Source organism: Tessaracoccus pujii (assembly GCF_054483895.1).
On the sequence record NZ_CM137012.1, the window covers coordinates 2906420 to 2926747 of the forward strand.

At 70.5% G+C, this 20328-nt stretch carries 12 protein-coding genes; 7 read left to right on the top strand and 5 right to left on the bottom strand.

Annotated features, from left to right (window positions below; genetic code table 11):
- Positions 1 to 10 precede the first annotated feature (10 nt).
- The gene (locus ACX1D0_RS13600) at positions 11 to 634 is read right to left on the bottom strand and encodes an MBL fold metallo-hydrolase (protein WP_459018537.1); all 624 of its coding nucleotides are present in this window, start codon (positions 632 to 634) and stop codon (positions 11 to 13) included.
- Positions 631 to 1221, bottom strand: a complete 591-nt coding sequence (locus tag ACX1D0_RS13605; protein WP_459018538.1) for a TetR/AcrR family transcriptional regulator — start codon at positions 1219 to 1221, stop codon at positions 631 to 633. Before ACX1D0_RS13605 ends, ACX1D0_RS13600 begins: the two co-directional genes overlap by 4 nt.
- Before the next feature lie 108 nt (positions 1222 to 1329).
- On the opposite strand from ACX1D0_RS13605, the gene ACX1D0_RS13610 reads away from it, so the two are divergent.
- The 5 genes from ACX1D0_RS13610 (at position 1330) to ACX1D0_RS13630 (ending at position 11587) form a co-directional block, all read left to right on the top strand.
- Positions 1330 to 3987 (top strand): MMPL family transporter, encoded by a 2658-nt coding sequence (locus ACX1D0_RS13610; RefSeq protein WP_459018539.1) that lies wholly within the window; start codon positions 1330 to 1332, stop codon positions 3985 to 3987.
- Positions 3984 to 6473, top strand: coding sequence for a YhgE/Pip domain-containing protein (locus ACX1D0_RS13615; RefSeq protein ID WP_459018540.1), 2490 nt, complete (start codon positions 3984 to 3986; stop codon positions 6471 to 6473). The genes ACX1D0_RS13610 and ACX1D0_RS13615 overlap by 4 nt, the downstream gene beginning before the upstream one ends.
- A gap of 475 nt (positions 6474 to 6948) precedes the next feature.
- Complete coding sequence (locus tag ACX1D0_RS13620; protein WP_459018541.1) at positions 6949 to 7722, top strand: MIP/aquaporin family protein; 774 nt, start codon at positions 6949 to 6951, stop codon at positions 7720 to 7722.
- Between the two features lie 23 nt (positions 7723 to 7745).
- Positions 7746 to 9266 (top strand): glycerol kinase GlpK, encoded by a 1521-nt coding sequence (gene glpK / locus ACX1D0_RS13625; protein WP_459018542.1) that lies wholly within the window; start codon positions 7746 to 7748, stop codon positions 9264 to 9266.
- A 146-nt stretch (positions 9267 to 9412) separates the two neighbouring features.
- On the top strand, positions 9413 to 11587 hold the full coding sequence (locus tag ACX1D0_RS13630) for an ATP-dependent DNA ligase (protein ID WP_459018543.1): 2175 nt from the start codon (positions 9413 to 9415) through the stop codon (positions 11585 to 11587).
- Here ACX1D0_RS13630 and murJ read toward each other — a convergent pair.
- From murJ to ACX1D0_RS13645, 3 genes are read right to left on the bottom strand one after another with little or no spacing between them, the layout of a single operon-like run.
- Positions 11574 to 15317 (bottom strand): murein biosynthesis integral membrane protein MurJ, encoded by a 3744-nt coding sequence (gene murJ / locus ACX1D0_RS13635; RefSeq protein ID WP_459018544.1) that lies wholly within the window; start codon positions 15315 to 15317, stop codon positions 11574 to 11576. The two genes, ACX1D0_RS13630 and murJ, sit on opposite strands and share 14 nt — an antisense overlap.
- Positions 15314 to 17194, bottom strand: coding sequence for a DUF6049 family protein (locus ACX1D0_RS13640; protein WP_459020454.1), 1881 nt, complete (start codon positions 17192 to 17194; stop codon positions 15314 to 15316). The genes murJ and ACX1D0_RS13640 overlap by 4 nt, the downstream gene beginning before the upstream one ends.
- A 40-nt stretch (positions 17195 to 17234) precedes the next feature.
- Positions 17235 to 18713, bottom strand: a complete 1479-nt coding sequence (locus ACX1D0_RS13645; protein ID WP_459020455.1) for a CCA tRNA nucleotidyltransferase — start codon at positions 18711 to 18713, stop codon at positions 17235 to 17237.
- Positions 18714 to 18837: 124 nt separating this feature from the next.
- On the opposite strand from ACX1D0_RS13645, the gene ACX1D0_RS13650 reads away from it, so the two are divergent.
- Together ACX1D0_RS13650 and ACX1D0_RS13655 are read left to right on the top strand one after the other, a co-directional pair.
- Entirely contained in the window at positions 18838 to 19281 is a 444-nt protein-coding gene (locus tag ACX1D0_RS13650; RefSeq protein WP_459018545.1) for a CHRD domain-containing protein, read from the top strand.
- A 64-nt stretch (positions 19282 to 19345) separates the two neighbouring features.
- Entirely contained in the window at positions 19346 to 20218 is an 873-nt protein-coding gene (locus ACX1D0_RS13655; RefSeq protein WP_459018546.1) for a mechanosensitive ion channel family protein, read from the top strand.
- Positions 20219 to 20328: the final 110 nt, after the last annotated feature.

The following is a 20328-nucleotide window of genomic DNA, read 5'->3' on the forward strand; positions in this document are numbered from 1 at the left end:
GGGGCGGGGATCACCAGCCCCGGCGGATCCACTCCGGGAGGGCCGGACGCTCGGCGCCGATCGTCGTCGACGGGCCGTGGCCGGTGTGCACCACCGTCTCGACGGGGAGGGTGAACAGCCGGGTCTCGATGGACCCGATGATCCGCTCGAAGCTCGAGTAGTGCCACCTCGTCGCGCCGGGGCCGCCCTCGAAGAGGGTGTCGCCGGAGAACACGCAACCGAGCGCAGCCGCGACGAACGACGTCGATCCCGGAGTGTGGCCCGGTGTGTGCCTCGTCTCCAGGACCACGCCGCCGGCCGCGAAGGTGTCGCCGTCACGCAGCGGCTCGAACCGTGCCCTGCCGTGCTCGGCCTCCCACAGGAACCGGTCCGCGTCGTGCAGGTGCACGGGCGCGCCGGCCAGGGCGGCGACGTCGAGGGCCGCCCGGATGTGGTCCCAGTGACCGTGGGTCAGCAGGATCGCGGTGACGATCCGCCCCGCGACGGCGCGGTCCACGGCCGCCGCGTCGTGGGCCGGGTCGATCAGTACCACCTCGGAGGCGTCGCCGACGATCCACACGTTGTTCTCGTGCACCGGCGGGCCGGCGGGGTCGCTGTTGCCGGCGGTGACCAGGTGCTCGACCCGCGCGGTCATGACGTCCCCCGGGTGACCTGGTGGGCGACGGTGGCGACGAGGCGGTTGCGTAGCTCCGGGTCCGCGCTGGCCGCGGTGCGCGGGTAGTGCCAGATGGCCTCGAAGATGAGCAGGACGTCCTCCACAGGGATGGTGAACTCCAGCCCCGCGCGGGCGGCGGCCGACGTGACGAGGTCCACGTAGAGGGGGAGGACGTCCTTGCGGACTTCCTCCACGCGGTGGCCGAACTCCGGATCCCGGTAGGCGCGCAACTCGATCTCCATGAGCGTGCGCAGCACGGCGGGGTTGCCGCGGTTGACGTCGAGGATGCCGCTGACGATCTGCTCGGTGTTCATCTCCTCGGGCAGCCGCGCCAGCGCCCCCCGGTACATCTCGACCTGGTCCTCCGCCACGTGCCGCATCACCTCGACGCAGAGGTCGTCCTTCGTGCCGAAGTTGGAGTAGAACGCGCCGCGGCTGAAACCGGCAGCCTGGCAGAGGTGCTCGACGCTGGTGGCATCGATCCCGCGCCGGCTGAACTCCTCGATGGCCGCCTGCACCAGCCGTCGCCGCGTGTCCTCGCGCCGGGGCGTGGTATCGGTCGTCATGGTCACAGGTGCCTCCAACGGGCGTGGATTCAGAGATGTAGGCGAACCGATGCATAGTTGTATCGGAGCCTCACGCGCTCCGCTCACTCTACGGATAGGGCCCCCCGCATGTCTGCTGTGCTGTACGCCGTCGGCCGCTGGTGTTATCGGCGTCGGCTCACCGTCGGAGGACTGTGGCTCGCCGCGCTGCTGATCCTCGGGGGCGCGGCGGGGGTTTTCATGGGGTCGTTCAACAACGCCTTCGAGATCCCGTCCTCGAAGTCCCAGGAGGCCCTGGACAAGCTGCGGATGACGTTCCCACAAGGTGCGGCGCTGTCCGCCCTGGCGGTGGTCGTCGCCCCGGAGGGTCACGAAGTGACCGACTCGCGGGCGGAGATCGAGGACGCCGTCGCGGAGTTCGGGGAGCTGTCCATGGTGGAGGCGGCCACCTCGCCGTGGAACGAATTCGTCGACGGACTGGTCTCGGACTCGGGGCGCGCCGCCATCATCCAGCTCAGCCTGAACTTCGACGGCCAGACCCCGACCGAGGAACAGCTGGAACCGATCACCGAGGTGGCCGACTCGCTCGAAGCCGCGATGCCGGAGGGCACGCAGGTCAGCATGGGCGGCGAGGCGTACAACATCGAACTGCCGCACCTCAGCGTCATCGAGGCCATCGGTCTCGCCGTGGCGCTCGTGGCGCTGACGGTGGTCCTCGGTTCCATCGTCGCCGCAGGCCTCCCCCTGCTCACCGCCATCACGGGGGTGGGCATCGCGATGGCGCTGATGTTCCTGCTCACCCGCATCTTCGACATCAACTCCACGACCCCCCTGCTCTCGGTGATGCTCGGCCTGGCCGTCGGCATCGACTACGCCCTGTTCATCCTCTCCCGCCACCGTGACCAGTTGCGCGACGGCCTGGACCCCGAGGAGTCTGCCGGCCGCGCCGTCGGCACCTCCGGGTCGGCAGTGGTGTTCGCCGGACTCACGGTGTTCATCGCGCTGCTGGGCCTCGGTGTGGCGAACATCCCCTTCCTCACCGTCATGGGCATCTTCGCGGCGGTCACCGTCGCGTTCTCGGTGGCCATCGCGCTGACGTTCCTGCCTGCCCTGATGGGCCTCATGGGTGAGCGGATGCGCCCCAGGCCGAGCAGGACGGCGGCAGCCCCGAAGAGGGGCGGCGGGGCGTTCGCGTGGTGGGTGACCCTCACCACCTCGCACCCGGTGGTCACCATCGTGCTCGTGGTGAGCAGCCTGATGGCGCTGGCGCTGCCCGCGTTGGGGCTGCAGGTGTCGCTGCCCAACGCCGGCCAGCAGCGTCAGGAGCAGCCCGCGCGGATCGCCTACGACCTCCTCAGCCAGCACTTCGGTCCCGGCGTCAACGGCCCGCTCATCGTCACGGCGGACATCATCGGCTCGACGGACCCGTTGGGCCTCATGGCAAGCCTCAAGGCGGACATCGAGACCATCGACGGCGTGGCCGACGTCCCGCTCGCCACGCCCAACCCCAACGCCGACACCGGCCTCATCCAGATCGTCCCCACCACCGGCCCCGACGACCCGGCCACCGCCGACCTGGTGCGCGCTCTCCAGGACCGCCAGGACGACTGGGAGGCCGAGTACGGCGTCACCACCAACGTGACGGGCATCACCGCCGTCCAGATCGACATCAGCGAGAAGCTCACCGCCGCCCTGCTGCCGTTCGGGATCCTCGTGGTGGGGCTGTCCCTCATCCTGCTGGCCGCCGTCTTCCGGTCCGTGTGGGTGCCCGTCAAGGCGACGGTGGGCTACCTGCTCAGCGTCGCGGCCGCGTTCGGCGCCACGACCCTGGTGTTCAATCACGGCTTCCTCAAGGAGGTGGTCAACCTCGAGCGCGGCATGCCGATCATCTCCTTCCTTCCGATCCTCCTCATGGGCATCCTGTTCGGCCTCGCCATGGACTACGAGGTGTTCCTCGTCAGCCGCATGCGCGAGGAGTACGTGCACGGCAAGACCCCGCTGGAGGCCATCCGCGGCGGCTTCGTCGCCTCGGGCCCCGTCGTCATGGCGGCCGCGGTCATCATGATCGCCGTGTTCGCGTTCTTCGTGCCGCAGGGCATGAGCGCCATCAAGCCCATCGCCTTCGCGCTGGCCGTCGGTGTCGCGGTGGACGCGTTCCTGGTCCGGATGACCCTGGTGCCGGCCGTGCTGGCGCTGCTCGGTGAGCGCGCCTGGTGGCTGCCCGCCTGGATGGACCGGATCCTCCCCACGTTCGACGTGGAGGGTGAGGTCCTGTCCACGGAGATGGCGCTCAAGGGCTGGCCCGGGGACGGCTCGCTGCTGTACGCCGATGGCCTCGCCGTCGACGGCGTGGTGGGCCCCATGGACCTTCGCCTGGTCCCCGGAAACTTGGTGGGGCTGGTCGGGCCGGTCGGCGCGCGCACGGGTGCCGCGCTCGCGCTGAGCGGGCGCCTGGAGACCACCGCCGGCCGCGCCAGGGTGGCCGGGGCCCTCCTGCCCCAGGCCGCGGGGAACGCCCGCCGTCGCGTCACCTATCTCGACCTGGCCCACGTGGATCACCCGGCCCGCGCGCTCGCGCAGGTCAGGCCGGGGCGCCTGGTGTTCATCGACTCGGTGGACCTCGTCACCTCTCCAGACGCCGAGGAGGCCCTGGGCGGCCTGATCGACCGCGTCCGCGGCGACGGCGCCGTCGTGCTGTGCGCCGCCGTCGAGGAGCACCTCACCCACTTCATGCTGGACGGCATCTACGCCGCCCCGGCAACCGCTCTCGAAGGGAGCAGGGCATGACACCCGAGACTCTGTCCGGACGTCGCCTCACCTGGCCGGCCGTCGTCGCGCTGGCGCTGGTTCCGCTGCTGGCCGTGGCCTCGCTCATCGGACTGGGCCGGCCCGGCGCCGACGAGCAGATCGATGCCGCCGTCGTGAACCTCGACGAGGCGGTCACCGTCAACGGCCAGATCGTCCCGATGGGACGCCAGCTTGCGGCCGCCATGATCGAGCGCGACGGCGACAACGTCACCTGGACTCTGGCGGACGCGCCCAGCGCCTCCGCGGGGCTGCGCTCGGGGAGGTTCTCGGCCGTGGTGACCATCCCGTCCAGCTTCTCCGCCTCCGCCACCTCGTTCTCCGCGAACGAGGCCGCGACCGCGGTGCAGGCCACCCTGCAGGTCCAGGTCAGCGACAACGCACCGGTCACGGACGCGCAGGTGGCCCAGGAGATCGCCCGCCTGGCCACCGACACCGTCAACTCCACCCTCACCGAGGGATACCTGGACGGCATCTACGTGGGGTTCAACACCGTCGGCGAGCAGTTCACCACCATCGTCGAGGGTGCCGAGCAGCTGAACGACGGGTCCGCGCAACTGGCCGACGGGGTACTGCAGTCCTCGCAGGGCGCCAACCAGCTCGACGACGGTATGGCCCTGCTCTCGGAGAACGGCCCCAGGCTGGCCGACGGCGGGGACCAGCTCGTGATCGGCATCGGCGAACTGCGCTCGGGTAGCTCCCAGCTGTCCGAGGGGGCGGGTCAGCTGGCGGACGGCATGGAGCAGTACGCCGACGGGGTGGACCGGTTCGCCGCCCAGACTCCCGGCCTCGTCGACGGTGTGGGCCGGCTGGCCGACGGCGCGGACCAGCTGCTCGGTGGGTTGCCCGCGTTCGCCGACGGCGCCGCCCAGGCGGTCGGTGGAGTCGGGCAGCTGCGCGACGGGCTGGATCAGGTGATCGTGGGCCTGGACCAGCCACAGGACTTCTCGGACCTGGAGCTGCTGGCGGGCGGCGCACGGCAGACCGCCGTCGGCGCGGCCGGGGTGTCGGGCGGGCTCGGCCAGGTCCACGAGGCGATGCAGGGCTTCAGCACGGGCGCGATCCCCGCGCCCGACCAGGTGGCGGCGCTCGGTGGGCAGGTCGCGGCGGCCTTCGAGTGCCCGGTGGCGGACTCCACCACGTGCGACATGCTCCGCGACACCTTCGCGGCGGGTGCGTCGGCCGGCGTGACCGCGGGCTTCCGGGCCGGCACGGGCACGGCCTCCGCGGCGCTGACCACCCCCGACCCCGCGACCGGGATGTCGCTCCTGACGGGAGCCGAGGGGGTCGCGGGCGGCGCGGACCAACTGGCCGACGGCGTCGACCGGCTCGTCACGGAGCTGCCGGCGGAGACCCAGGCCCAGCTCGCGGAGCTCAAGAGCGGCCTGACTCAGATCCGCGACGGCGCCGACCAGCTGGCCACGCAGGCCAAGCCCATCGTCGACAACGCGCCCGCCATCTCGTCGGGCGCCACCCGGCTCAACGACGGCATCCAGCAGCTCGACGAGCAGCTCGGCGCACTGCCGGCCGGCGTGGATCAGCTCTCGAGCGGGGCGCGCCGGCTGGCGTCGGGCACGGCTGAGCTCGCTTCAGGAACCGCGCAGCTCGACGGGGGCGTCGGGCAGCTCGAGACGGGCGCGGCCACCTTCGTCGACGGCGTGACGCAGTACACCGAGGGGGTGTCGTCGGCCGCGGACGGGACGAGCATGCTCGCCACCGGGCTCGCCCAGCTCTCGGACGGCGCGGGGCTGCTCGACGACGGTGTGGCCACCTTCGCGACAGAGCTCGCCAAGGGCGCGGACCAGGTGCCCACCTACTCCGCGGATGAGCGTGCGACGCTGGCCTCGGTGGTCGCGGCCCCGGTGGACAAGCCCGACGACGTGATGCAGTCCGGGCGCGTGCCGCTCGTGTCGCTGCTGTTGGTGGCGGCGCTGTGGCTGGGGGCGATGGCGAGCTTCGTCGTGGCGCGTCCGGTCCCGCGCGACGTGGTGACGTCCCGCGCCTCCAGCCTGGCGCTGTGGGCCAGGACGGTGTGGCTGCCGCTGGCGGTGGTCGCGGCGCAGGCGCTGGTGCTCGGCGTCGTCGGAGGCGTGGTACTGGAGGCCGGGTTCGCGAAGACCGTGGCCCTGGCTGCCCTCCTGGTGGTGCTCGGAGCGTCCTTCGTGGTCGCCAACCACGCCCTGTCCGCATGGTGGGGCAACGCGGGCCGCGCCGTCGCGCTGCTTCTGCTGGTGGCGACGGTGGCCCTCGGGCTGTCGTCGGCGGCGTCGTGGCTGTCGCCGGTCGCGGCGGTGTCTCCGTTGCAGAACGGTCTACTGCTGGTGCGGACGTGGCTGGCCGGTGGCAGCGGGGAGATCGGCCTGGCGGCGATGGCGGTGCTCATGGCGGCCGTGGGGCTGGCGTTGTCCGTCCTGGCCATCTCGAGCCGCCGTCGGCTCACGGTGGACCAGTTCCGTCGCGCCGCCTGAACGGGTGGTCTCCCTGAGCGGGGTCTCCCTGAGCGTGTGGTCTCGACGGGGGTTGAGCCGGACACGGCTCTCGCGGAATCACTTGAGCCGGACACGGCTCTCGCGGAGTTAACTTGAGCCGGACACGGCTCTCGCGGAGTTAACTTGAGCCAGAGCCGACACTCGTGGGCCGTGAAACGTTAGAATGCACAATTTCAGCCCGCGAGAGCAGTTTCAGGCTCGACGGGGGGCACGGAGAGCCGTGTCCGGCTCAATTCCATACCCGACCAGCCGCTGACTGGGGGGATTGCGGGGCCACCGAGCTGTCGACTTCCCCAAAGTGCACTGTGAGCGCGCTCCCGTGCACGAACGTGCATGGTTGTTGCAACGACGTGCACCAGAGAGTTGGCTTGTCAGAGGCGGCCGACCAGGTCCGTCATGAGCATGCGTCGATGTTGACGCCAATCTGACAAGGCTGTCAGGAACGGAGTGAGGGATGGAAACCTCTCTGGGTGTTGTCTTCCTCTCGGAAGTCGTGGGATCAGCAATGCTGCTGCTACTCGGTGGTGGTGTCGTCGCTAACGCGATCCTCACCAAGACCAAGGGCAACGGTCAAGGATTCCTATTCATCAACTGGGGCTGGGGTATCGCGGTCTTCGCCGGCGTCCTCGTCTCGTACAAGTCAGGCGGCCACCTCAACCCCGCCGTCACGCTCGGCGTCCTCTCCTCCGGTTCGGAGACCTACGCCGCGGGTGTGCCGATCACCGCCGCTTCCACCGTCGTGTACTTCGCCGGTGAGCTCGTCGGAGCCATGATCGGTGCGGTCCTCTGCTGGCTGGCCTACAAGGATCACTTCGACGCAGAGCCGGATCCGGCCCTCAAGCTCGCCGTGTTCTCCACAGGTCCTGGCATCCGCAACTACGCGATGAACGTCGTCACTGAGGCCATCGCCACCTTCGTGCTCGTGTTCGTGATCCTCGGCGCAGGCAAGTTCACCGGCGCGGGCGGCGCTGACCCGGTCAACATGGGCTGGCTCGGCGCACTCGGCGTCGGCATCCTCATCGTCGGCATCGGCGCGAGCCTCGGCGGCCCCACCGGGTACGCCATCAACCCGACGCGTGACCTCGGTCCCCGCATCGTGCACGCCATCCTCCCCATCAAGGGCAAGGGCAACTCCGACTGGGCCTACTCCTGGGTCCCGATCGTCGGCCCCATCATCGGTGGCGTCCTGGCCGGCCTTCTCGCCGGCGTTCTCCTTCCCGCAGTCTGATCTGAAAGGAATCGAATACAGCAATGGCTGACAAGTACGTACTCGCAATCGACCAGGGAACCACCAGCTCCCGAGCCATCATCTTCGACCACAGCGGACAGATCGTGTCCTCGGGTCAGAAGGAACACGAGCAGATCTTCCCGCGTGCGGGATGGGTCGAGCACAACCCCGTCGAAGTATGGGACAACGTCCGCGCCGTCGTCGCCGAGGCGCTCAGCGGCGCGTCGGTGAACCACCAGCAGATCGCGGCCGTCGGCATCACAAACCAGCGCGAGACCACCGTCGTGTGGGACAAGAACACCGGTGAGCCGGTCTACAACGCCATCGTGTGGCAGGACACCCGCACCGCCAAGATCGTCGACGATCTGGGCGGCGACGAGGGCCAGGACAAGTACAAGGCCCGCGTGGGCCTGCCTCTGGCCACCTACTTCTGTGGCCCCAAGGTGAAGTGGATCCTCGACAACGTCGAGGGCGCCCGCGAGCGCGCCGAAGCGGGCGACCTCGTCATGGGCACCATGGACACCTGGGTGCTGTGGAACATGACCGGCGGCGTTGAGGGCGGCGTGCACGTCACCGACGTGACCAACGCCTCGCGCACCATGCTGATGGATCTCAAAACCCTCAGCTGGGACGCCGACATCGCGGCGGACATGACCATCCCGATGTCGATGCTGCCGGAGATCCGCAGCTCGGCCGAGGTCTACGGCGTCGGTCGAGCGGGGGGTCTGCTTCCGGACGTCCCGATCGCGGGCATCCTGGGCGACCAGCAGGCGGCCACCTTCGGCCAGGCCTGCTTCGAGCCCGGCATGGCGAAGAACACCTACGGCACCGGCAACTTCATGCTGCTCAATACGGGCGAGGCCATCGTCCCGTCGACGAACGGCCTGCTGACGACGGTGTGCTACAAGATCGGCGACAAGCCCGCCATCTACGCACTCGAGGGTTCGATCGCCGTCACCGGCTCGCTGGTGCAGTGGCTGCGCGACAACCTGCAGATGTTCACCTCCGCGCCTGAGGTCGAGGAGCTGGCCAGCACGGTCGAGGACAACGGCGGCGCGTACTTCGTGCCCGCGTTCTCGGGCCTCTTCGCCCCGTACTGGAAGTCCAGCGCGCGTGGCGCCCTGGTGGGCCTCACCCGCTACGTCAACCGTGGTCACATCGCCCGCGCAGCACTGGAGGCCACGGCCTACCAGACGCGTGAGGTGCTGGAAGCCATGGAGGCGGACTCGGGCGTCAAGCTCGCCGAACTCAAGGTCGACGGCGGCATGACGATGAACGAGACCCTCATGCAGTTCCAGGCCGATCAGCTCGGCGTCGACGTGGTTCGCCCCGTCGTCGCGGAGACCACGGCCCTGGGTGCCGCGTACGCCGCCGGCATCGCCACCGGCTACTGGGAGGGCGAGCAGGACGTCATCGACAACTGGGCAGAGGCAAAGCGCTGGACGCCTGTGGTCGACGAGGCCGAGCGCGAGCGCCTGTTCCGCAACTGGAAGAAGGCCGTCACGCGGACCTTCGACTGGGTCGACGAGGACGTCAAGGAGTGACACTCCGAGGCTGAACGTTGCCACGACGGGGGGCGCCGGGAGACCGGCGCCCCCTTTCGCGTGCCCTGACCGTCATCAGGTATCTCGCTGCTGCCGGCGATGCGCGGGTCGGGTTCGCGCCGCCGAATGCGGGTTAGCCTAGGCGCATGGCGGAGCACGAGGTCTTGTCGGTGGGCGGACGCGAGATCAAGCTGACCTCGCCGGACAAGGTGCTGTGGCCCGGCGCGGGCATGGCCGACGGCGTGCCCGTCACGAAGCGCGGCCTCGCCGAGTACCTGATCGCCGTCGCGGGCGAGTTCCTCCACCTCAACGGGGACCGACCCATGACCCTGCAGCGGTTCCCCGAGGGCATCGACGGCGAGGAATTCTTCTCCAAGCGACCCCCGCAGGGCGCGCCGTCGTTCCTGCGCCGGGTGACCTGCACCTACCCGTCGCGCCGACGCCACGAGCAGCTGACCTTCGACGAGCCGGCGGCGCTCGCGTGGGCGGCCCAGATGGGCACCATCACGTTCCACCCGTGGCCTGTCCGCACGGCGGACCTCGACAACCCGGACGAACTGCGCATCGACCTGGACCCCCAACCGGGGCGCGGGTTCCGTGACGCCGTCACGGCCGCCGTCGCGCTGCGCGACGTGATGGCCGAGGCCGGATTGAAGGCCTACGCGAAAACCTCCGGCAACCGCGGCGTGCACGTCTATGCACGCATCCGACCCACGCACGAGTTCCAGGACGTGCGGCACGGGGTGATCGGGATCGCGCGCGAGCTGGAGCGCCGGATGCCGGACCTGGTCACCACGTCGTGGTGGAAGGAGGAGCGCGGCGAGCGGGTCTTCGTCGACTTCAACCAGGCCAACCGCGACCGCACCATCGCCGCCGCCTACTCGCCCCGCCCGCTGCCCGGCGCGCCGGTGTCGACACCGCTCACGTGGGAGGAGCTTCCCGACGCGGATCCGCGGGAGTTCACCCTCCGCACCCTTCCGGCGCTGCTGGAGCGCAGGGGATGCGCGTGGGCGGACATCGACGAGGAGCCGGGTGACGCCACCGGTGCGCTCGCGATGTGGGAGGCGGACCTCGAGCGGGGCCTGGGCGAGCTCAACTTCCCGCCCGACTACCCGAAGATGCCGGATGAGCCGCCGCGCGTGCCGCCGAGCAAGCGTCGCGCGGACCGGGACGACGACGAGTACCTGGCGCCGAAGGCCGAGCGTGACGCAGAGTGGGGCACCGCGATCGCCCCGCCCTACGGCCCCATGCTGGCCAAGCCGGTGAAGAAGCTGCCAGAGGGAGAGTTCCTCTACGAGCCAAAGTGGGACGGGTTCCGTGCCATCGTGTGGCGCTCGGGGAACCAGGTGGAGATCGGTTCGCGCAATACCCGCCCGATGACCCGCTACTTCCCCGAGTTGGTGGAGGCCATCGTCGAGAACTTCCCGGACCACTCCGTCATCGACGGCGAGATCGTCATGATCGATCCGGATTCCGGTGACCGGCTCAACTTCGATCTGCTGCAACAGCGGATCCACCCCGCGGCGTCGCGGATCAGGAAGTTGAGCCTGGCCACCCCCGCCAGTTTCGTCGCGTTCGATCTGCTGGCGCTGGGCCAGGACAACTACGTCGAGCGGCCGTTCCGTGAGCGACGGGCGGCGCTCGAGAAGGCGCTGTCGGCCGCGACCGCGCCCATCTTCCTGACGCGGGCGACGGAGGACCCGAGCGTCGCGGAGGAATGGTTCGAGCAGTTCGAGGGCGCTGGACTCGACGGCGTGATGGCCAAGCCGCTCGGGGAGCCCTACGTCGAGGACAAGCGGGTGATGTTCAAGTACAAGCATGAGCGGACCGCGGACTGCGTCGTGGCTGGATACCGCACGTACAAGGACTCCGACGACGCCGTCGGCTCACTGCTGCTCGGGCTCTACACCGACGACGGGGTGCTCAACTCGGTGGGCGTCATCGGCGCCCTGCCCATGGAGCGCCGCCGGGAACTGTTCCTGGAGCTGCAACCTCTGGTCACGACGTTCCAGGACCACCCGTGGGCGTGGGCGGAGCCGGAGGAGGCGACGCCCGACAACCGCGATCAGTCGTTCCCGCGCACCCCGACGGCCGCCGCCCATTCGCGCTGGAATGCCAAGAAGGACCTGTCCTTCACCCCGCTGCGGCCTGAGCGCGTCGTCGAGGTGCGCTACGACCACATGGAGGGTGAGCGGTTCCGGCACACGGCGCAGTTCGTCCGGTGGCGCGAGGATCGCGACCCGGCATCGTGCACGTACGACCAGCTCGACGAGCCGGTCAGCTACGACCTGGCCAGGGTGCTGGGCGCTACCGGACCGTGATCTCCGCGATCTCGGCGCGGAAGCCACCTTCCACCGGCGGCAGGTTGGTGATGTAGACCATCAGGTACTGCGTCTCGGTGGGGGAGCTCAGGGTGATCGTCGCCTCACCGGTGGCCGCGGCGTCCGCGCCTACGACCTCCCAGTCCGCTTCCGTCCGTTCCGACGGCTGCTCGCCGGAGGGAACCCTCAGCTCCAGGGCGGTATCCCCGCCCACCAACGTCACCGTCGCGCTCGTCACGGTCGTGGGCGCGCCGAGGTCAAGGATCAGGCCGACGCCCGGCTTCTGGCCGCCCATGTCCGCGCGACGCAGGTAGCGCATGGTCACCCAGGTGGTCGCGGCGTCGCCGTCGATCACGCCGGCCGCGCGGTCCCCGTTCTCCTCGCCGTTGCCGCCGTCGACCTCCGGGTCGAAGTCACTCACCGCGACAATCGTGGGCGCGGCCCCCGTCTCCGACGGTGACTGCGACCCTGCCGTCGGCGAGCCGGATCCCGACCCGGAGGGCGTCGTCGCCACCCGGTCCGGATCCGCCGTCCACAACGCGATGAGCGAGGCGACGGTGATGAGCGCCACCAGAGCCAGCAGCGCCCAGAGCGCGCGACGCGTGCGCGGCCTGTCCGACTCGGTGGTCGCGGCGGCCCAGGGCGCGGCATCGGCACCACCGCGGCGGGGGCCGACGGTGGGGTCGGCCGACTCACCCGGCAGGTCTCGACCGCGGGGCAGCCCTGCGGTGCGGGCCAGGGTGGAGGCCTCCGGATCATGGTCTGTTCCGACGGCGACGCGGGGCACCGGGGCCCACGCCCCGACCCGGGTGGGCGCGTCGGGGCGGCGGTACAGCTCGTGCTGCGTGCCCGTGCTGAACGTGTCCGCGCCCTCGATGGCGCGCACGCGCTCCTCCAGGTCGGCTGACGCGTCCGCGCTGCCCAGCACGGCGGACAGCGCCTCGGTGAGCTGCGCCGCCGAGGTGATCCGTGGCTCGCTCATCGCCCCACGCTGGGTGAGCGTGACGGTGCAGATCCGGTCCAGCGCGGGGGAGACCCCGGCCTGGACCTGGTGCGGCGGGGCCGTCTCGCCCGCGACGACCGGGGCCGCGGGCATGCCGAACGCGGCCCGTCCGGGCCACCGGCGCACCAGTGCGGCGTACAGCAGCATGCCCAGGCCGACGACGTCGGAGCGCTCCCGCGCGGACCAGGCGTGCCGGTCGTCCTCGCGGCCGGCCAACGCGGCCTCCACCCCGAAGCCGGCGAGCCGCACCGCTCCGGAGGTGGTGATGATGACCGTGTCCGGGCTGAGCTGCTCGTGGAACAGCCCTTGGGCGTGCACCACGACGAGGGCGTCCGCGAGGTCGCGCACGATGTGCGCCGCCTCCAGTGCGCTGAGAGGCCCGGCCGCCAGGATGTCCGTCAGCGACCTGCCTGGTGCGTACTCGCGCACCACGTAGGCGCCGATGCCCTGGGTGGGGTCCAGCACCTCGTCTGCGTCCAGCACCCGCAGGAAGCGGGAGTCGGTGGCCACGGCACCCTTGCGGGCGGCCACCATCAGCTCGGAGATCCGCGGGTCGCCCGGCGCGACGACGTGGACGACGACGTCGCGCGAGAGCACCTGATCGTGCGCCCGCCAGGTCTCCGTGCCCAGCCTGTCGGCGAGCCGTTCGAGGAGCTCGTAGCGGGTGCTGAGCAGGGTGCCGACGGCGGCGATCCTGCTGCCCTGCTCGCCCCGGAACAGTCCGGGAAGGTCGAAGGGGCCGGTGGGCTCATCCGCCACCGGGGGGTGCAGCAGCCGTCCGGTGGTCTCCTCGTCGGGCTCGGTCGGGGGGGCGAGCGGCGACAGCGCGCCCATGGGACCGGTGGCCTCGTCGGCGTAGTGAGGCGGCTCGTCTGCCGCCGGGTTCCCGTCACCGGGCGCCGGCTCGGGGGGGCGATGGAAGCTGTGCTCCGTGACGGCGGGGCGGTTGCGCACCACGGTGGCGGGGCCGGTGTCGAACGAGTCGATCATGTCGTCGCGAATTGCCGGGACCACGGCGGTGAGGTCCTCGGCCTGCGAGCCCCCTTCCTGTGAGGCGGTCCCGCCTGAGCCCTCGACGGCGGGGCGACGCCTGCCGAGACGGCTGGCCACCAGCCCGGAGAGGCTGCCGAGCTCCTTGACGTGCAGGAGTTTCCCCACGATCAGGAAGGCCGCGAGGATCAGCAGCCCGCCGACCAGCAGGGCCACGATGTGCCCGAGGATCCTGCCCGGTACCGCCGTCATCAGCCACCCGGAGAGGTAGTAGGCCGCGGCCCCACCCACCGCTGCCCCCAGGACCAGGCGCACGAGGTGCATGCCCAGCGCCCGGCCGTCGATCCCCGGGACCCGCCGGCGTAGCGCCTGCCAGGTCACGAACACGCCGACGGTGTATGCCAGGGAGTAGGCCAGCGCCAGCGCCGCGGCCACCCACGCGGAGGAGTTCACCCACCAGACCAGGGCGATCGCGCCGCCGATGTTGAGCGCGGCGATGAGGCCCTGCAGGAAGAACGGGATCCTTGTGTTCTCGAGGGCGTAGAACGTGCGCAGGCACACGAACTGGACGGTGAAGGGGATGAGGCCGAGGGCGAACGCCATGAGCGCCCATGCCACCCAGATGGCGTCGCCCGCGCCCGTGCCGTGGCCGAAGAGGAGGCCCGCCATCGGCCCGGCCAGGGCCAGGAAGGCGACGGCGGCAGGCACGATGGCCACGAGCGCCAACCGGATGGTCGTGGTGAATTCGGCGGCCACTGCGTCGAGGTCGCCCTGCGCGGCCAGCCGCGAGGCATTGGGCAGCATGGCGGTGGCCAGCGACACGGTGATGAGGGAGTGCGGGAGGATCCACAGCAGGTGGGCGTTGGCGTAGACGGCTACGCCGGCGCCCTCGCCGCCGGCCGTGGCGGAGGTGGCGAGGCGGTTGACGACCATCAGGCCCAGCTGATTGACCGCGACGAACCCGATGGTCCACTTCGTCAGCGAGAAGGTGTGCCCGAGCCCTGTGCCCTTGAGATCGAAGCGGGGACGGATCTTGAACCCGAGCTGTCGGATGTAGGGCAGCATCACCAGGGTCTGGGCGGCGATGCCGAGCGTGGAACCTAGGCCGAGCAGCAGGATCTGTGGCGTGGTGAACGGGCCGCCGTGGTTCTCCTGATTGCCCCACACCACGAAGTAGAGGGCCATCACGGCGATGGCGATCACGTTGTTGGCGATCGGGGCCCACATCATCGGGCCGAACTTGTCCCGGGCGTTGAGCACCTGCCCGAGCAGGAAGAACGCGCCGTAGAAGAAGATCTGCGGCAGGGTGAGATAGGTGAGGGCCACCATGGACCCGTACTGCGCGGCGAGGTTCGCCTGGCGCCAGTCGTCGGAGGTGTAGATGGCCGTGACCAGGGGGGCGGCAATCGTGATGAGCACCGCGACCGACGTCACGATGAGCATGAAGGCGGTCATGATCCGGTTGGTGTAGGCCTCGCCGCCGTCGTCGTCGTTCTTGATGGCGCGCACGATCTGCGGGACGAGCACCGTGTTGAGGGCCCCGCCGGCGAAAAGGATGTACAGCGAGTTCGGCACCATGGTGGCCAGCCCCAGCATGTCCGCCTGCCGCGTGCCGTTGCCGAGGATGAACGCCACGAGCATCACCCGGATGACGCCCAGCACGCGCGAGATCATGGTGCCGGAGGCCATGATGGCCCCGGCCCCCACAAGTTTCCTGGTGCTACTGACTTGGCTCACTGTTCTCCTTTGGCCGCCCGTTCGCGTTGCACGGCGCGGATGCGCAGGGCGGTGCCGCCCACCACCACTGCACCCGATACGAGGATGATGATCCAGCCGACGCGCCCGAAGTCGGTGGCCGTGATTTCGATCGGCACCGCGGCCCCCAGCGGTTCGCCGTCCAGGGTGGTCACGGTCGCGCGCACGATCGCGACCCCGTTGGCGGTGGCTTCCGGGGAGATGTCCACCGTGGCGGACTCCCCGGGGCCCACGGTGACGGGGCCCACCTCCGGCACCCGGATGCGCTGCGGCGAGTCCGACGTGAACCGCACCAGCACCTGGATGGGCACGCCCAGTCCGTTGCTGACGGTCGCGGGGAACGTGTTGGTGCGGGACCCCATGACGAACGACTGGGCGGCCCTGATCGTGATGAGGGAGCTGTCCACGCGGGCCGGGGAGGCGGACTCGACGTAGGCCACGGCGGCCGACTCGACAGGGAAGTCCTTCGAGAACGCCGTGGCGCCCAGGGCAGCCAGGTCCGCCGGCCCCTCGACGCCGAGCAGCCGGCGGAGGAACTCGGCGTTGCCCGCCGCGTCGTCCAGCGTGGCGGACAGGTCCGGCCACGGGGCCACCGCGACCGTATCCGGCCACACGATGGGTGAGCGCGGCGTTGCGGCCGGGGCTATGTGCCTCCGCCCGGTCCCGGGCGCGGCGTCAGCTTCCGCTGCCTCGACCGTCGCGATCACGTACAGGGGGGGACGCTCGGCCAGCAGTTCCTCGGCGATGAGCCGGCCGGTGCGCACGCCCGGGGGCAGAGCGGTCAGCGACGACGGTGGCGCGGCCCCGAGGAGCCGTGGGGTGCCGGTCTCGCTGCCGGTGGTGCCGAGGACCACGACGGTGTCGAGGCTGCCGAGCCGATCGGCGAGCGCCTCACCGGCAGCGGCGTCCATCACCGCGACACTCGGGAGCTCCAGCACCTCCTCCGGGGTGGCCGCGCCGGACCAGCCGAGGACGGCGTCCAGGGAGCCGGTGGCGTCTGCCCTGGCCAGGTCCGGGTTCCCGTAGGGGAGGCGCCAGACGCGGTCCTGCGCTGCCAGGGCGTCGAGGCGCGCCAGCCAGCGGAGGGCGACGCCGCTGCCCGGCGTGGGCACCCCGCCGACGACGTGTTCCTCCGTCATCCGCTGCACCGCCTCGAGCAACGCCGGGTCGACGGCAGCGGTCACCCCGTCGCGCTCCGCGCTGGACAGCAGCGTGTCGAGGCGCCCCGACAGGTCCGAGGACAGGGCGCCGTCGACGAAGTCGCCCTCCGGCAGCCAGGTGGGCGGGGCGGTGAGCAGGACGAGGGCGCTGGACTCGACGGCGCGCGTCGTGGCCGCGACCACCACGTGGTCCTCGCCCACCACCTGGTTACCGCCGTCCGCGGGGATGCCGCGCACCTGGACGCCCAGCAGGTAGCCCGCATCGTCTGTGGTGAGGGCGTACTGGCCGGCGGTGAGCTGCCCGACCGTGGTCCTGACGGTGAAATCGGCCCGCTGCCCGGGGGCGAACTCGTCGTCACGGGTGAGGATGTCCAGGTTGCCCAGTTCCTCGTCGTAGAGGCGAGCGCCGACGGGCACGTCCTCGGTGACCTGCGCGAGCTGACCAGGTGAGGTGATGGGCGTGCTGAGCCGCCAGAAGTGCACGTTGACGTAGCGGATGGGGACGGTGGAGACGTTGGTGAGGGTCCCGGTGACCTCGACCACCTGGGCGTCGTCAGCCAGATCGAGAGTGGGTGTCGAGACGCTGGTGAGCTGTACATCGAGGTATCCCGAGGCTGCTTCCGCCGGCCGCGGGGTCAGCGCCATCGCCAGTGCGAGCAGCGCTCCCACCAGCAGCGCGCGCGCGAACCGACCGACCATCACCGTCCCATGGTAGTTGCCGGAGGCCGCGCGCCCGGGGTCACCGCTCGGCGCGATCGGCCCACCACCGCGTCAACAGCGCCACGGCCTCGTCGTGGGGGACGGGGCCGTGCTCGGTGCGGTGCTCCAACAGGAAGGCGTAGGCCTCCCCGACGGCGCGGCCCGGCGGGATGGCGAGGATCTCCATGATCTGCGTCCCGTCCAGGTGCGGCCGCAGGGAGGCGAGCTCCTCCTGCGCGCTCAACTCGTCGATGCGCCATTCCAGCTCCTCGTAGGCGCGGCGCAGCTTCGTGGCGCGCTGCCGGTTGCGGGTGGTGCAGTCCGCGCGGGTGAGCATGTGCAGGCGTTCCAGCTCGTCACCGGCGTCGCGGACGTAGCGGCGCACCGCCGCGTCGGTCCAGTCGCCCTCGGAGTACCCGTGGAAGCGCAGGTGCAGCTCGATCAGCTTGGCCACCGACTTCACCACGTGCGTGGGGTAGTTGAGCGCCTTGAGCCTGCGCGTGGCCTGCTTGGCGCCGACGATGTCATGGTGGTGGAACGTGACCTTGGGGCCCTCGAACTTCCGCGTGGCGGGCTTGCCGATGTCGTGCAGCAGCGCGGCGAGGCGGTTGACGATGTCCGGCTCGTGCCCCCGGGCCTTCTCCAACTCGATGGCCTGATCCACCACGGTCAGAGAGTGCTGGTAGACATCCTTGTGGCGGGCGTGTTCGTCCACCTCCAGCTGCAGCGCCGGCAGCTCCGGCAGGATGTGCTCGGCGATGCCGGTCCTGACCAGGAGGTCCAGGCCCACGCGGGGGTTGTCGGTCAACAGCAGCCCCGTGAGCTCACCCTGGACGCGCTCGGCGGACACGATGGTGATCCGCTCGGCCATGTCCGTCATGGCCTGCACCACCTCGGGGGCCACCCGGAACCCGAGCCGCGACGCGAACCTGGCGGCCCGCATCATCCGCAACGGGTCGTCGGAGAACGAGTGCTCGGGCGTCGACGGCGTGCGCAACAGCCCGTCGGCCAGGTCCGCGAGGCCGCCGTACGGGTCGACGAAGGAGCGCGTGGAGATGTCCACCGCCATGGCGTTGACGGTGAAGTCCCGGCGGAGGAGGTCGCCGTCGATCGTGTCGCCGAACGACACCTCGGGCTTGCGTGACTCGCTGCGGTAGATGTCGGCGCGGAACGTGGTGACCTCGATCTGCCAGTCCTGCTCATCGGCCCGCTTGAGCGCGCCGATGGTGCCGAATTCCTTGCCGATGTCCCACGTGGAGTGGGTGAAGCGCTTGAGCAGCTCGTGCGTCTGATCGGGGCTGGCGGAGGTGGTGAAGTCCAGGTCGTGCCCGAGCGAGCCGAGCAACGCGTCGCGGACGGACCCGCCCACCAGGTACAGCTGGTGCCCCTCGGTCCGGAACAAGCTGCCCAGGTCGTCGATGACGGGCGCGATGCGCAGCAGTTCATGCATCGCGTTGGTCTGCGCTTGGGTGAGGCTCGGCACGAGGAACGAGTCTACGTCGTGCGGGTCCCGGCGCATTACTCGCGTCACGCTCCTAAACCACTGAGCCTGCTGAGCGCGCTGTGGGTGGTGCCCGGAGCGCGACCTTCCCGGCGTGACCGCCGCCGCCTACCGTGGACGGAGGGTCGTCGAAAGGAAACACATGTCCATTCATCGCCGCCTCCGGACGCTCGCCGTCATCGGCTTCTCCGCCGCGCTCCTCGTCGGAGCCCCCGCCACCGCGCAGGCCGCGCCGGGAACCACGGTGCACCTCGCCGGCGCCAACGAGTTTCCTCCGAACGCGAGCCCCGGCACCGGCCACTTCACCTACCAACTCAAGGGCCAGCGCCTGTGCTACAACCTCGCGGTCGCGGATCTGTCGGCGGGGGTCACCGGCGCCCACGTTCACGCTGCGCCGGCCGGGTCGAACGGCGACATCGTGATCCCCCTGACGGTCGAGATGGGGGAGACCGCATTCGAGACCGACGCCTGCGTCGACGTCGACAAGGCCCTGATCAAGTCGATCCGTCGCACGCCTGAGCAGTATTACGTCAACGTGCACTCTTCAGCGATCCCGTCGGGCGAGATACGGGCGCAGCTCGGCTGACCGTCAGGGCCCAGCTCGACGGCGCGTCCCCAACCGCTCCGACCGGCGGTGTAATGATGGCGCCATGGCTGATGTGTGGGAGAAGCTGCTGCTGAGCGGCATCGTGATCGTCGTGGCGCTGGTGCTTCGCGCCGTGCTGAGGCACGTGATCAAGCGTGTGGTGTCGGCTTTGGCGAGCAGGCCCCAGGACCGCAACGACGACCTCGGCGCCAAGGCGCGCGCGATCCTCACCAGGGCGGGCGGCCTGGGCGATGAGCGGCAACGGCAGCGGGTGGCCACGCTCGGGTCCCTGCTGCGCAGCGTGGTGGACGTGGTGCTGATCGTCGTGGTGACGCTCACCGTCCTTGCCACGTTCGGGGTGCCCATGGCCCCCCTGCTGGCCTCCGCCGGCGTCGGGGGCGTGGCCCTCGGGTTCGGGGCCCAGTCCCTGGTCAAGGACTACCTGTCCGGCATCTTCATGCTCGCCGAGGACCAGTTCGGCGTCGGGGACCTGATCCAGGTGGGGGATCTGCGTGGCACGGTGCAGGAGGTGACGCTGCGGGTGACCAAGTTGCGGGACCCGTCGGGCACGGTCTGGTACGTCCGCAACGGCGAGGTGCTGACGTTGGGAAACGTCTCTCAGGGCTACTCGACGGCGACGGTGGAGGTGCCGGTGGCCATCGACGAGGACGCCGAACGGGTGCAGCAGGTACTGCGCGGCGCCGTCGGGACCATGGGCGAGGAGCCCGAGTGGTCCCAGGTGCTGCTGGAGAACCCGATGGTGCTCGGCGTCGAGTCGATGAACGAGGGCACGATGGTGCTGAAGATCCTCCTCAAGACCGGCCCGGACCAGCAGTGGGGCCCGATGCGCGAGGCGCGCGCGCGAGCCCAGCGGGCGCTGGCGGCCGAAGGGATCCGGGGCCCCATCCTCCCCGGCCTCAACCGCCCCGCCCCCTGACCCTCGCGCTCCTCGACCCTCGCGCTCCCCGACCTTCGCGCTCCCCGACCCTCGCGCTCCCGCTCCTCCGTGCACGACTCGCCGTGCACGTTCATGATGGGCCCCGCATG